Genomic DNA, 13,427 nt, shown 5'->3' on the forward strand with positions numbered 1-13,427 from the left:
TGTTGTGGGATCACCGCCCCACTTATCCACAAGTATAGGCGAACGCCTAAGTTTTGGGTAGAGGCGAATTATCATCCCACATGTTGTGGCAAAAACCGTGTCTTATCGGTCAGCATTAAAGTGCACGACCACCCGTCTGCGATGCGGGCGGCAGCGGTGTTCCACCAGATAAATCCCCTGCCAAGTGCCAAGTTGAAGCTGCCCCGCCGCGACCGGAATGGACAGGCTCACCGGCATGATCGCAGCCTTGATGTGGGCAGGCATATCATCCGGGCCCTCGACCGTATGGATCAGGTAGGACATCTTTGCGTCATCCGCAGGTGGCACCAATCGGTTGAAAAAGGCCTGCAAATCAGTTTGCACGTCCGGATCTGCGTTCTCCTGTATCAACAGCGAGGCCGATGTGTGCTGCACGAGCAACGTTAACAGACCGTCGCCTCGGGGCCGGAGCCATGCAGCGACCTGATCGGTAAATTCGTAAAGCCCGGGCCCGTCTGTTTGAAATTCAAACTGTGTTTTCATCGCGCTTTTCATGTCCTGTTCGGTTGGAAAGAATAGGTTTCTCAGAAGCGACCGAAGACACCGTCCAACAAAGTGTCGCAGAAGTTATACGCATGGCTGATCGCAAGGTTTTCGTTGCGGCGTTTTACGGAAACGGAATAGGAGGATGGCGTGTTCTTCATCGCGTCATCCGGGCTGACCGTAAACACCACGCCCTTGGCACCGGCCGTTGTTTTAGAATCTCCAAGGGGATCAAGGATATAAAGCCGCTTGCGCACGCCATCCAAGCCAAACGCGCGGGCATAATCCGAACCCGCGCACCAAAAGTCCTTGGCGCTTGACCTGCCGTCATCGATGACCTCAAAGCTGTTCTGGCTCACCGGGACGACATACAGCCAGTTTATCGCACGGTAGGGCTGTGCCCCAGCGGGCACGGAAAAACATACACAGCATAGCCCTGTCAGAATAGCGCGAAGCATCAAGATTTAACCCATTCCAATTTCTGTGCTGACGCTACACATCTGTCACAGAAAGGCCAATCGTCAGAGCGTTTCTAAGACCTAAAAATTCGCTCGCCCTGCTCGTCGATGACTTGTTTCGCTTTGCGAAAACTGGCCGCCTGTGCGTCTTCCAGCCCCTGAATCATATCTGAACGGATCAGCTTGTGGCTGCACGTTTCACCGTCGATTTCTTTTTCTATGGTTGCGCAGACGCGATAGGACGGACCTTCGGCCATTGGTGTGGCCGTGATCAGAAAGCCCTCATGGGTTTCAGTCGGGGCTTTGGCCTCAGACCCACCGCCACCGCTACCGCCGAATAGTTTTTTGAGAAATGACATGCGCGCTCCCCTTTTGGCTTTGCCCAAGCTTAACGTGGCGGCGGTGCAGGGAAAAGACTGATAACGGCGAACTGTGTCATTGCTGTTTGATCAACTCGATCTCGTCGTAGAAAACGCCCCAGCGGTTGCCGGTGCCATTCAGGCGGATTGTGTCACCGGGTTTTGCATGTTGCCAGATATTATGAGGAACCCTGTAGACAGAACCACCCAACGGAAGACGATCGGGCAGTGATATATAGTCGGCCATCCTGTATTCTTGATTCAGCCTTCCAATTGTAAAATCTTGATTGGTCGTCCGCGAATCCATCAAGACCGTCGCCATTGGAAACCACAGCACTACGAGCGCCGTGAATCCGAACCATGGTACGAGAGGAGAAATGAACACAATGACCGGCACCCATCCCGAACGCCCAACTGGCACATCTCGTTTGTAGGTCGCCGGAGGCTTCCGGAGAACGCCAAGAACCCGGTCTCCAAATGCATCAAGCCAACCCGGGATTACTAGCGGCCAACATAAAAGGGCAAAGAAAGCAAGAGATGCAAGACCTGTGAAGTGTCGCACAAAGTCGCCAGCATCTGCAGCTGGAACAAAGCGTATTGCCCCCAGCCACATAAACAATACGACATAGGCAATACCACTTGCTGCAAGCACGACGTGCATAACAGCGTACGCATCCGGTAACTTTGATCTAATGGTCCGCCAAAAATACAGTAAGTCGTAGCTCACTGATCGAGGAAACTCCGCAGCTTGCGTGATCGGCTCGGATGCTTGAGTTTGCGCAGTGCTTTCGCCTCAATCTGGCGGATGCGTTCGCGGGTGACCGAGAACTGCTGTCCTACCTCTTCGAGCGTATGGTCCGTGTTCATCCCGATGCCGAAACGCATGCGCAATACGCGCTCTTCACGCGGGGTGAGTGATGCCAAAACGCGGGTCGTGGTTTCCTTGAGGTTTTCCTGAATGGCGCTGTCCAAAGGCAGAACGGCATTCTTGTCCTCAATGAAGTCACCAAGCTGGCTGTCTTCCTCGTCGCCAATCGGCGTCTCAAGAGAAATCGGCTCCTTGGCGATCTTCATCACCTTGCGCACTTTCTCAAGCGGCATCTGCAACTTTTCAGCCAGTTCCTCAGGCGTCGGTTCACGCCCGATCTCGTGCAGCATCTGGCGGCCCGTGCGCACCAGTTTGTTGATCGTCTCGATCATATGCACAGGAATACGGATTGTCCGCGCCTGATCCGCAATAGATCGCGTGATCGCCTGTCGGATCCACCACGTGGCATAGGTCGAGAATTTATACCCCCGGCGGTATTCAAATTTATCAACGGCCTTCATCAGGCCGATGTTGCCTTCCTGAATAAGATCAAGGAATTGCAAGCCGCGGTTCGTGTATTTTTTGGCAATGGAAATGACGAGCCGCAGGTTGGCTTCGACCATTTCTTTCTTGGCCTGACGCGCTTCTTTCTCGCCCTTTTGCACCTGCTGCACGATCCGGCGGAATTCGGAGATATCAAGGCCCACATACTGACCAACCTGGGCCATATCCGTGCGCAGCTCTTCGACCTTGTCGCTGGAGCGTTCGATGAACATCTGCCAGCCGCGACCGGATTTTTCGGCCATCCGCTCCATCCAATTGGGATCAAGCTCATACCCACGGTATTCGTCGACGAACTCGCGCCGGTTGATACGGGCCTGATCCGCCAGTTTCACCATCGCGGAGTCGATTTGCATGATCCGACGGTTAATGCCGTAAAGCTGGTCGATAAGCGCTTCGATACGGTTGTTGTGCAGGTGCAATTCGTTGACCAACAGAACAATCTCTGAGCGCAGCTTTTGATACAAAGCCTCATCGCCTGCGTTAAAGCTGCCGTCTTCATTCAGTGTCGCCGAAATCCGGCTATCCTGCATCTCGCTCAACTTGGTATAGTCGTCGGCAATGATATCAAGCGCCTCAAGCACCTGCGGCTTCAACGCCGCCTCCATTGCCGCGAGGCTCATGTTGGCCTGTTCGTCTTCATCATCGTCGTCGTCATTGGCAATCGGATTGCCATCGGCATCAAGCTCCGGGCTCGCCTCTTCTTTTTGAGGGGCCGCCCCTTCTGTCGCGACAACCGGCTCGCCAACACTGACGTCTTCGTCCAACTGGTTGCCAAATGTCGCTTCGAGGTCAATCACATCGCGCAGCAGAATGTCCTCAGACAAGAGTTCGTCGCGCCAGATCGTAATCGCCTGAAAGGTCAGCGGGCTTTCACAAAGCCCTGAAATCATTGTGTTGCGACCGGCTTCGATCCGCTTGGCAATCGCGATTTCGCCTTCGCGACTCAGCAGTTCAACCGACCCCATTTCGCGCAGGTACATGCGCACCGGATCGTCCGTGCGGTCCAGTTTCTCACTCGTGCCGGACCCAAGCGTGACTTCGCGGGTGCCTTCAGTGGTCGCCAGCTCGGTCGAGCCTTTGGCTTCTTCTTCTTCGGCATCTTCGTCTTCGATGATGTTGATGCCCATTTCAGACAGCATCGACATCACATCTTCGATCTGTTCGGAGTTCACCTGATCGGGCGGCAGCACAGTGTTGAGCTGGTCGTAGGTGATGTAGCCTTTCTCGCGCGCCTCAGCGATCATTTTCTTGACCGCAGTCTGGCTCATATCAAGCGAATGTCCCGCATCCTGATCGTCTGGCTTTGCGTCGTCGTTGGTATCTTTGGCGGCCATGCGCTGCTCCTCACAGAATATGTTGATTCGCTTGCCCGAATCATAAGGGAATCATCTAGCGTTTTGGGTGATTCGACCACCCGTTAAGCACCACTATTTCACGCTTTACTCTTCAAATATGGTTAACCATGCGGTTTTTGGGATTTAATCGACTCCAGCAGGGCGTCCAGAGTGTTTCTTTCATCCCGACTGATTCGCGCCCCATTTGCACCTGTTTCGTATTCTGCCCGGTCCTCATGAACACTTTTCAGGGCATTTTCAGCTGCTTTGGCCGCTTGCGACAGCCGCCAGGTCAGCCCTTCATCCGCCAAACCACTCATGTCTTCCGACGCCTCTGCGATTTCTGCGTTTAATCCACGGGTTGCGCTCAACTTTGCGAACTCTTCCGCAACCGTCATCCGGACCTTTTCCGCATCGCCGGGCGTTCGGATGCAGGGCACGATAGCGACATGGCTCTGGGCCAACAGATTTTCAAGGGTGTTCGGCCCAAGAGTTTCAGAAACTAAGGCACGGATTTCGGATTCCGTAGCAGACATGTTGCGCAAAAGAAGGTCCCGCAACGCTTGATGGGTGCGGTCCGTGCAGTTCATGCGCTCCAGATCACTTTCAAAGTCTTCGATGACCGAGGGGCACGTCGCGAAAGCAGCAAGCAAAACCGCCTCACGCAGGGCTTCGGTCACGTCAATCGTCTGTGCGCTGGCCAGTGCAGAGGCTTTGGTCGACGTAAGCGGCGTGGCAGGGGAGCTCCCCCATTGCCGCCTGTTTTTTTGCCAGACCGGATTATTTTTCCGCTGTGGGCGAAACAATTGCCACTGCATATCTTTCAATGCCTGAGCATAATGGCTTTGGATCGACGGATCCCTGATAAGCATCACTTTGTCACGCAGGGCTTTTTCAAGGGTCGCTTTGCGCTCTGGGCTGTCAAAGACGCCACCCTCTGTCTCACGTTGCCACAAAAGTTGGACCATCGGCATGGCCTCATCGAGTAGCTTTTGCAGCGCCGCAACCCCTTGTTCGCGCAGCAAATCATCCGGGTCCTTCCCAGCCGGCATAATCGCAAATCGCAAGGACCGCCCCGCTTCAAGCAAAGGCAGGGCGAGATCAATCAACCGCATCGCCGCGCGTAACCCCGCAGTATCGCCATCCAGCGCGACAATCGGCTCGGGTGATATGCGCCACAGCATCTGCAACTGACTTTCGGTGATGGCTGTTCCCAAAGGCGCGACTGAGGCGTTAAACCCGGCAGAATCAAGGGCAATGACATCCATATACCCCTCCGCCACGATCAGGGGCTGGCCTTTGCCCGCAGCGGTGCGTGCCTCTTTTTGATTATACAGGCTGCGGCCCTTGTCAAAAAGCTCAGTCTCGGGCGAGTTGAGATATTTGGCGTTATCATTCGGATCCATCGCCCGACCGCCGAACGCAATCGCCCGCCCGCGTGCATCGCGAATGGGATACATGATGCGCCCACGGAACGTGTCATAGGGTTTGCCACCTTTGGTGGAAGGCTTGGCCAACCCTGCTGCAAGGATCAGTTCATCCTCAACATTCTTGGCTTTCAGGTGATCCCAAAGGCCTTGCCACTGATCCGGCGCATAACCGATTTCCCATCGCTCCAGTGTCTCTGACCTCAGACCGCGACGCTCCAGATAGTTGCGCGCCTCAGCGGCAGCACCGGTGTTCAGCTGCAGCCGGAAATAGTTGACCGCCAGTTCCATGACCTCCGCCAACTGCGTGCGGCGATCCGCTTTTTGCTGCGCCTGCGGGTCCCGTTCTGGCATCGGCATTCCGGCCTCGCCCGCCAGAATTTCCACCGCTTCCATAAAGCCGACGTTTTCGGTTTCGCGCACAAAGGAAATTGCATTCCCCTTTGCATGACAGCCGAAACAATAATAGAATCCTTTTCGGTCATCCACATGGAAAGACGCAGTTTTTTCCTGATGGAAAGGGCAAGGCGCCCACATGTCACCTTTGCCCTGATTGGATTTGCGCGCATCCCACATGACTTTGCGCCCAACCACTTGGGTAATACTGCATCTGGAAAGCAGTTCATCTAAAAATCCGGGCGGCAGGCTCATGGCTCAATTATCAGGCCAGCCACGCAGAGAGTCCAGCGGAGTCAGCGTCGCGGCATTACGCAGCGCAAAACCCCACAAGGCCATTCACTGACCGAGGCAGTTCTGGTTCCAGATCTCGCTCAGATCATTGTCGCGCACTTGTTTCATCGGCAATTCGTAAACCCAAGGCGTGATGAGCGGGATCGCATTGCTGTAATTCGCAGGCCACGTCGGATCTGCAGCGAGAATCGTTTTTTCCACATTGCGTTCCTTGACCTTATCCAACCGCGCTTGCTGGACCGCCGAAACGACCTGCGCCTGAAAACCGCAGGATTCCGTTTTGTCCACATCCGCCAGAGCAGGAACCGCAGTGCAGGCCATTATGGCAGCTAGTGTAAGACGCAACATTTTCGAACTCCTTTAATGTGACGTCTGTCATGTTAACCGCGCGCCGCGCAGGCTTCCATAGCTTCTTTGAGGTCATGCACCAGTGAGACGGCCATGGATCTGAAAACGAGGATCAGCACCGCGTCCTGTGCTGTACGCGTAATAGAGGCGTTCATATGGCCCAAAAGAGTGCGCACCGTCTGACCCACAGGAAAATTCTGGATGCGCATATCAACCGGTACAAGCCGCGCCAGTGCATCTTCGTGTCCGGGGCCAGACAGGTCAACGCAAACCCACGCGTCGGACTGATCGGTAATCCCCGCGATGCGATCCAACCCGGACGGAGCAGGCGGACCAATCAAAAGGGTTGCGTCCAGTCCAAACCAGATCGCACGGGCCTTGGCCGCAGCTGACATGCGATTGGGGGCCGGAAACGCCAGACCATACGCCTGCGTCAGTGCGTCAGATACGGCATCCTGCTGACCGGCAAACGGGGTTACGGACGTCAGCACACCTGGGTTGATTTCGGCAAGCGCGAGATGCCCAACCTTGAGAGGCAGCATGTCGAAACACGGCGATCGTGCCTTTAGTTCAACCACGTAAGCGCCCTCCTTCCGGATCAATGAAAACCGGCGCGCAGATCTCAACCAAAAGATCCTTTGCGCGCAAAGCATCGACCATGCGCACAATTTCGCCGTGACGCGCGCGGCCATTGACCAAGAACCCAAGGCCGATCGGGTGACCCATCGCGGGCGAATAGGCCACGGAGGTCATATAGCCTTCGTCGTTTTCTCGCGTGGCCGCTGCTGCGCGTGCAAAAAGATGCGCACCCGCCGTCAAATCATCCGCCGGGAGAACGGGTTTGACACCGACAAGCTGGCTGCGCTGCGCTCCCACCAAACCGGGCCGGGCGGCCATGGTCTTGCCGATGCAATCTTTTTTCGCGCTGATCATCCGCTCAAACCCAATGTCAAAGGCCGTTGTTGCCCCGTGGATTTCCGCGTGGGTGATATGCCCTTTTTCGATACGCAGGACGTTCAGCACCTCCATACCATAGGCACCGCCCTGCATGTCCTGCGCCCGTGCAACCAGCACCTCAAACAGGCTGGCCCCAAAGCGGGCAGGAACGGCGATCTCATAGGCATGCTCCCCCGAGAAAGATATCCGAAACAGCCGCGCCGCCACATCCCCGATGCGGACCGGGCCGCAGGACATGAACGGCCAGCCCGTGTTGTCTATCGGCTCAGACAAAACGCCATTGAGCAAATCGCGCGACTTCGGACCCGCAACGGCGAATTGCGCCCACTGCTCGGTCACAGAGGTAAAGCGCAAATCAAGTTCAGGCCGCAGGGCCTGATGCACGAATTCGAGGTGCCGCATGACCGGACCTGCCGCCGCCGTCGTCGTTGTCATCAGAAAATGCGTTTCTGCCAGTCGTGCGGTCGTGCCATCATCCATCACATGGCCATCTTCACGCAGCATCAGGCCGTACCGCACGCACCCCACTTTAAGCGTGGAAAACGTGTTGGTGTAGACAAAATCCAAAAAGCGGCCCGCATCTGGCCCCTGAATGTCGATCTTGCCAAGGGTCGAGACATCGCAGACGCCAACGTGATCGCGCACCATCTGTACTTCGCGGTCGCAGGCTTCGCGCCATGTGGCCTCTCCCGCCGCGGGAAAATAACTTGGTCTGTACCAAAGACCCGCTTCGATCATCGGGGCGCCGCGCGCCACGCTTGCCGCATGCGACGTGGTAAACCGGCGCGGCGCAAAGCCCATGCCACGCCCCCCGGCCCCCATCGCGGCAATGGCGACGGGACTATAGGGTGGTCGAAACGTCGTGGTGCCGGTCTCAGGGATGCCGCGACCGGTCGCATCCGCCAGCACGGCAAGGGCGGTGACGTTGGAATTCTTGCCTTGATCGGTTGCCATCCCTTGCGTGGAATAGCGTTTCATATGCTCAACAGACCGGAAGTTTTCCGTTGCCGCCTGTTTGATATCCTTAACTGAAACATCGTTCTGATAATCAAGCCACGCCCGCCCTGTACCGGGCACCGCCCAGAGCGGTTTAATCTCATATGCGGCATCTTCTGCGGGTGGGATATCTGCTGTTTTGACCTTAAGCCCCAAGGCTTTGCAGACCTCAGCGGCAGCTTGCGCGCCCGACGCGAGGCACCCTGCCGTGCCAAAAGTGCCGGCACAAGCGCCCGCAGCCACCAATCCGGGAACAGCACCCGGCGTTGGGACAAAGCTGGCGATGTCAGGCGCCCATGTCGGGCGGCCATTCATATGACATGTCAGATGCACCGTCGGGTTCCACCCGCCCGAAACCGCCAGACAATCCGCGTCGATATGCCGAACGCCACCGCACGTTCTGACATTGATGGATTTGAGGCCCAGTCGGCCGCTGGTATCTTCGACCACCGCGCCTGTAATTACCGGGAAGTCCGCCGTGCCGACGCCTGCATCCTCCCGCGCATCCACCAGCGCCGCAATTTCGATCCCGGCATGAGACAAATCAAACGCTGTGCGATGCGCATCATCGTTATTGCCAAACACCACAACGCGTTTTCCCGCCGCAACCCCCCAGCGGTTAAGATAGGCGCGCACGGCACTGGCCGTCATGATGCCGGGGCGGTCATTATTGGCAAAGGCGATCTGCCGCTCAAGCGCACCTGCTGCAAGAATGGTGCGGCGCGCTGCGATGCGCCAGAATGTCTCGCGCGGATGTCCGTTCATCGGCGCACCGGGCCAGCGTTCTAGAGCGGCATAGGTCCCCTGATCATAGGCCCCGGTCACAGTTGTGCGGGTCATGACGCGCACATTGGGCATACTGCCCAATTCAGCACAGATCGCCGCCGCCCAAGCATGGCCCGGCATCCCGTCAACCGTATGGGTTTCAGCATTCAGCCGCCCGCCCGGCAGGCTGTCTTCGTCAGCGAGGATCACATCTGCCCCTGCCCGACCTGCGCTCAGCGCCGCCATCAACCCTGTTGGCCCAGCCCCGATCACAAGGACATCGCAAAAGGCAAAAGTCTTTTCGTAACGCTCTTCGGCGGGCAAACCGCTCAACCCGCCCAACCCAGCAGCCTTTCGGATGACCGGCTCGTAAATTTTCTCCCAAAAGCTCTGCGGCCACATGAAGGTTTTATAGTAAAAACCAGCGCCCAGAAACGGCGACAAATAGTCGTTGATCGCCATCGCATCGAAAGACAGCGACGGCCATGCGTTCTGGCTATGCACCTGCAGGTCTTGGTAAATTTCTTGTACGGTCGCGAGCACATTGGGGTCCTGCGCAGCACCTTGCCCCACGGTGACCAGCGCGTTTGGTTCTTCGCTCCCGGCTGTCATCACGCCGCGCGGGCGGTGATACTTGAAGGAGCGCGCCATCAACCGCTGGCCCTTGGCCAATAGCGCAGATGCCACCGTATCGCCCGCAAAACCGGTATGTCCGACACCGTCGAACTGAAACCGTATCTTTGTGCTGCGATCGACCAGCCCTTTTCCCGCGATCCTCACGGCGTTGCTCTTTCATCGCGGGCGAGGCGCACGTCCGTCACGTCATGTGTCACTGTATTGCGCGTCACGACCAGCCATGCGCCACAGCCTGCTTCGTGATGCCACAGGTCTCTGGTTTCGCCTGCCGGGTTGTCGCGCAGATGTACGTAATCGTCCCAAACGTCGGCACCCGCATCCGGCACGGGCCGGTCCAAGGCACGCGCCGCCCCCTGATAACAAAACTCCCGCCGGTCTCGCGGGCCGCACAGCGGACAGGTCAGCCTCATCTTTCACGACCTTTCATATGCATCTATCCAGCCTCGTTCATCAGTGCAGATTATGCTGGGCGCCCGTGCCCTCTTCATCCATCAATCCGCGCCCTGTGCGAAACCGGTCAAGGCGAAAGCCTGCCGCGGTCTCATGCGGCGCGCCCGTCGCCATCAGATGCGCCAGCGCGAATCCAGACGCTGGCACCGCCTTGAACCCGCCATAACACCAGCCGCAATTGACAAAGAGCCCGGCGGTATCCGTCGTATCGATAATGGGTGAGCCGTCTGGTGTCATATCCATGATCCCCCCCCACGACCGCAACACCTTTGCCTTGCCGATCATCGGCATCAGGGTCATGCCCGCCTCCATCACATGTTCGGCCATGGGCAGATTGCCGCGCTGCGCATAGGAGGCGTAGAAATCAAGATCGCCGCCAAAAACCAGCCCGCCCTTGTCGGACTGGCTGATATAGAAATGCCCCATCCCAAAGCTGATCACATGGTCAATGCAGGGTTTCAGCCCTTCCGTCACAAAAGCCTGCAACACATGACTTTCGATCGGCAGTCGCATACCAGCCATTGCGGCCACCTGACCAGAACGTCCGGCGGTCACGATGGCGACCTTCTTGGCGCGGATCACACCGCGTGATGTCTGCACCCCGCGCACCGCGCCGTTTTCAATGTCGATACCCGTGACTTCGCAGTTCTGCAGCAGATCGACGCCTCTTTCGTCCGCACCGCGCGCATAGCCCCATGCAACCGCATCATGGCGCGCAGTGCCCCCACGGGCGTGCAAAAGCCCGCCATAAATCGGAAAGCGGCTGTTTTCAAAATCCAGATAAGGCAGATGCGCGCGCACCCCTTCGCGATCCAGCAGGATTGCATCATCGCCCTGCGCGCGCATCGCATTGCCGCGCCGCACGAAAGCATCGCGCTGCCCATCGGAATGAAACAGGTTGATGATGCCACGCTGGGAAAACATGACATTATAGTTCAGGTCCTGCTCCAACCCCTCCCAGAGTTTGAGCGAATGGCTGTAGAATTCCTGATTGCCGGGCAAGTAGTAGTTGGCGCGGACAATGGTGGTATTGCGCCCGATGTTTCCCCCGCCAATATAGCCTTTTTCCAGCACGGCGATGTTGGTCATGCCGTGGTTCTTGGCCAGATAGAATGCGGTGGACAAACCGTGCCCGCCGCCCCCGATAATGACAGCGTCATATTCCGCCTTGGGCTCAGGGTCGCGCCAGTGCGGCGCCCAGCCCTTATTCCCTGTTAGCCCTTCGCGCAGGACACGCAGACCTGAAAACCGCATCAAAACCTCTGTATCTGCGCCTGAAGCGGACAGGCTGCACTGGCAGGTTAACAACGCAAGAAGGTTGGTAATAGGAAGAACACGACGTGACATGTCGCTTTTTGCAAACCCAGGCTCTGACAGGGACCACGATAACCAGAACCTTGGATCATTGAGGGTACGAGGTAAATCACACCTATATCGCGCGTATTTCAGCCCGAAAACTACGGGTATCAATCGAGATCAAGCCCGGCCAAGGCGGCCTAACACACGGCCAAAGGCTATAGTCTAGCCCTGAAAGGACCAGCACAATGGACAAAGCTAGATGGGTTGGTGGCGTCTGGCTGGAATGCTCTGGACGTTGAGCCAGACGCCTGATGTCCTACAGACCTTTGGCCTGATAGCTCGCGGCCACTTTTCCGATCGAGACCAGATAGGCCGCCGTACGCAAATCCTCCACATCATCGCGCTCATGCCAGACCTGCGCCATGGATTGATAGGCAATGCGCATCGTGTCATCGAGACCAGAACGCACCAATTCAAGCTCATCCGCGCCACGCAGATACTTGTCCTTGAAATTCGGGCTTAGTTCCCAATTCAGTTCCTTGTCCCTCGACAAACGCTCCAACTCGTTGATCAACAGCTGGTGGCGCGATTCTTCCTGACGCCGCTGCATCCTGCCAAATCGAATATGGCTGAGGTTCTTGACCCACTCAAAATAACTGACGGTCACGCCGCCTGCATTGGCATACATATCCGGGATGATGACAGTGCCTCTCTCGCGCAGAATTTCATCGGCGCCCGCTGTGACCGGTCCATTTGCCGCCTCGATGATCAGCGGCGCCTGAATGCGTTTGGCATTTTCAAGGTTAATGACCCCTTCGAGCGCGGCCGGGATCAGAATATCGCAGGGCTCCTCAAGGACCTTGTTGCCATCCGCGACCTGATGGCGGTCCGAATATCCCGCAATTCCGCCGTGTTTGGAAATCCATGCACGTATCTTGTCAACGTCGAGACCCTTGGGGTTATAAAGCGCACCATCATGTTCGATGATCCCGACGATGTCGCAACCGTCTTCTTCGTTCAGAAATTTGGCGGCGTGATAGCCCACATTGCCAAGCCCCTGAACGATCACGCGCTTACCATCAAGCGATCCCTTCAGCCCGGCTTTCTTCATCCCTTCACCGTCGCGGAAAAACTCACGCAGGGCATATTGCACGCCGCGCCCCGTTGCCTCCACCCGGCCGGAAATCCCCCCCGCATTCAACGGCTTGCCAGTCACACAGGCGTTGCCATTGATATCCGTCGTATTCATCCGTTTGTACTGATCCGCAATCCACGCCATTTCCCGTTCGCCCGTTCCCATATCCGGTGCCGGGACGTTCTGGCTGGGATTAATCAGATCGCGTTTGATCAACTCATAGGCAAAGCGGCGGGTGATCAACTCCATCTCATGCGGATCATACTCGCGCGGATCGACACAAAGTCCCCCTTTTGAACCACCAAAGGGCGCTTCGACCAAGGCACATTTATAGGTCATCAATGCGGCCAACGCTTCGACTTCATCCTGGTTCACCCCAAGGGAAAACCGGATGCCGCCTTTGACAGGCTCCATATGTTCGGAATGAACTGAGCGATAGCCAGTAAAAGTCTTGATCTCGCCCCGCAGCCGCACGCCAAAACGCACCGTGTAAGTCGCGTTGCATACCCTGATCTTTTCTTCCAATCCGGGCGATAAATCCATGAGGCTGACAGCCCGGTTGAACATCTGGTCGACGCTTTCGCGAAAGCTTGGCTCTGAGGCGGGGTTATTCACGTTCGTTCTCCTGTTGAACTGCAATACGGACATGCGCCGACGGTCACATGTCTGCGACACTATG

At 56.7% G+C, this 13,427-nt stretch carries 12 protein-coding genes; all 12 read right to left on the bottom strand.

Translation table 11 applies throughout. The features are described 5' to 3' along the window. Positions 1–102: 102 nt before the first annotated feature. Entirely contained in the window at positions 103–522 is a 420-nt protein-coding gene (locus tag RLO149_RS14195) for a secondary thiamine-phosphate synthase enzyme YjbQ (protein ID WP_013962789.1), read from the bottom strand. A 41-nt stretch (positions 523–563) separates the two neighbouring features. Continuing rightward, a complete protein-coding gene (locus RLO149_RS14200; RefSeq protein WP_013962790.1) occupies positions 564–980 on the bottom strand; it encodes a hypothetical protein in 417 nt (138 codons plus the stop codon). A gap of 74 nt (positions 981–1,054) precedes the next feature. Continuing rightward, positions 1,055–1,339 (bottom strand): HlyU family transcriptional regulator, encoded by a 285-nt coding sequence (locus RLO149_RS14205; protein ID WP_013962791.1) that lies wholly within the window; start codon positions 1,337–1,339, stop codon positions 1,055–1,057. A 76-nt stretch (positions 1,340–1,415) separates the two neighbouring features. Continuing rightward, positions 1,416–2,000, bottom strand: a complete 585-nt coding sequence (locus tag RLO149_RS14210) for a hypothetical protein (RefSeq protein WP_013962792.1) — start codon at positions 1,998–2,000, stop codon at positions 1,416–1,418. Positions 2,001–2,062: 62 nt separating this feature from the next. Continuing rightward, a complete protein-coding gene (gene rpoD, locus RLO149_RS14215; protein WP_013962793.1) occupies positions 2,063–4,045 on the bottom strand; it encodes an RNA polymerase sigma factor RpoD in 1,983 nt (660 codons plus the stop codon). Positions 4,046–4,167: 122 nt separating this feature from the next. Further along, a complete protein-coding gene (gene dnaG, locus RLO149_RS14220; RefSeq protein WP_044025359.1) occupies positions 4,168–6,123 on the bottom strand; it encodes a DNA primase in 1,956 nt (651 codons plus the stop codon). Between the two features lie 84 nt (positions 6,124–6,207). Further along, the gene (locus RLO149_RS14225; protein WP_013962795.1) at positions 6,208–6,510 is read right to left on the bottom strand and encodes a hypothetical protein; all 303 of its coding nucleotides are present in this window, start codon (positions 6,508–6,510) and stop codon (positions 6,208–6,210) included. 32 nt (positions 6,511–6,542) lie between these two features. Then, positions 6,543–7,088: a sarcosine oxidase subunit gamma gene (locus RLO149_RS14230; protein WP_044025360.1), complete on the bottom strand. Its 546-nt coding sequence runs from the start codon at positions 7,086–7,088 to the stop codon at positions 6,543–6,545. Then, entirely contained in the window at positions 7,081–10,008 is a 2,928-nt protein-coding gene (locus RLO149_RS14235; RefSeq protein WP_013962797.1) for a sarcosine oxidase subunit alpha family protein, read from the bottom strand. The genes RLO149_RS14230 and RLO149_RS14235 overlap by 8 nt, the downstream gene beginning before the upstream one ends. After that, positions 10,005–10,274, bottom strand: coding sequence for a sarcosine oxidase subunit delta (locus RLO149_RS14240; protein WP_013962798.1), 270 nt, complete (start codon positions 10,272–10,274; stop codon positions 10,005–10,007). The genes RLO149_RS14235 and RLO149_RS14240 overlap by 4 nt, the downstream gene beginning before the upstream one ends. 40 nt (positions 10,275–10,314) lie before the next feature. After that, positions 10,315–11,568, bottom strand: coding sequence for a sarcosine oxidase subunit beta family protein (locus RLO149_RS14245; protein ID WP_013962799.1), 1,254 nt, complete (start codon positions 11,566–11,568; stop codon positions 10,315–10,317). 361 nt (positions 11,569–11,929) lie between these two features. Beyond that, the gene (locus RLO149_RS14250) at positions 11,930–13,396 is read right to left on the bottom strand and encodes a Glu/Leu/Phe/Val family dehydrogenase (protein WP_013962800.1); all 1,467 of its coding nucleotides are present in this window, start codon (positions 13,394–13,396) and stop codon (positions 11,930–11,932) included. Between the last annotated feature and the right edge of the window lie 31 nt (positions 13,397–13,427).

The organism is Roseobacter litoralis Och 149 (assembly GCF_000154785.2).
Taxonomy (GTDB): domain Bacteria; phylum Pseudomonadota; class Alphaproteobacteria; order Rhodobacterales; family Rhodobacteraceae; genus Roseobacter; species Roseobacter litoralis.

Coding starts and splice junctions, on each gene's coding strand:
- RLO149_RS14195 (WP_013962789.1), bottom strand. CDS start 522: ATGAAAACACAGTTTGAATTTCAAACAGACGGGCCCGGGCTTTACGAA.
- RLO149_RS14245 (WP_013962799.1), bottom strand. CDS start 11,568: ATGCGGTTTTCAGGTCTGCGTGTCCTGCGCGAAGGGCTAACAGGGAAT.
- rpoD (WP_013962793.1), bottom strand. CDS start 4,045: ATGGCCGCCAAAGATACCAACGACGACGCAAAGCCAGACGATCAGGAT.
- RLO149_RS14200 (WP_013962790.1), bottom strand. CDS start 980: ATGCTTCGCGCTATTCTGACAGGGCTATGCTGTGTATGTTTTTCCGTG.
- dnaG (WP_044025359.1), bottom strand. CDS start 6,123: ATGAGCCTGCCGCCCGGATTTTTAGATGAACTGCTTTCCAGATGCAGT.
- RLO149_RS14225 (WP_013962795.1), bottom strand. CDS start 6,510: ATGTTGCGTCTTACACTAGCTGCCATAATGGCCTGCACTGCGGTTCCT.
- RLO149_RS14250 (WP_013962800.1), bottom strand. CDS start 13,396: ATGTCCGTATTGCAGTTCAACAGGAGAACGAACGTGAATAACCCCGCC.
- RLO149_RS14210 (WP_013962792.1), bottom strand. CDS start 2,000: ATGCACGTCGTGCTTGCAGCAAGTGGTATTGCCTATGTCGTATTGTTT.
- RLO149_RS14205 (WP_013962791.1), bottom strand. CDS start 1,339: ATGTCATTTCTCAAAAAACTATTCGGCGGTAGCGGTGGCGGTGGGTCT.
- RLO149_RS14240 (WP_013962798.1), bottom strand. CDS start 10,274: ATGAGGCTGACCTGTCCGCTGTGCGGCCCGCGAGACCGGCGGGAGTTT.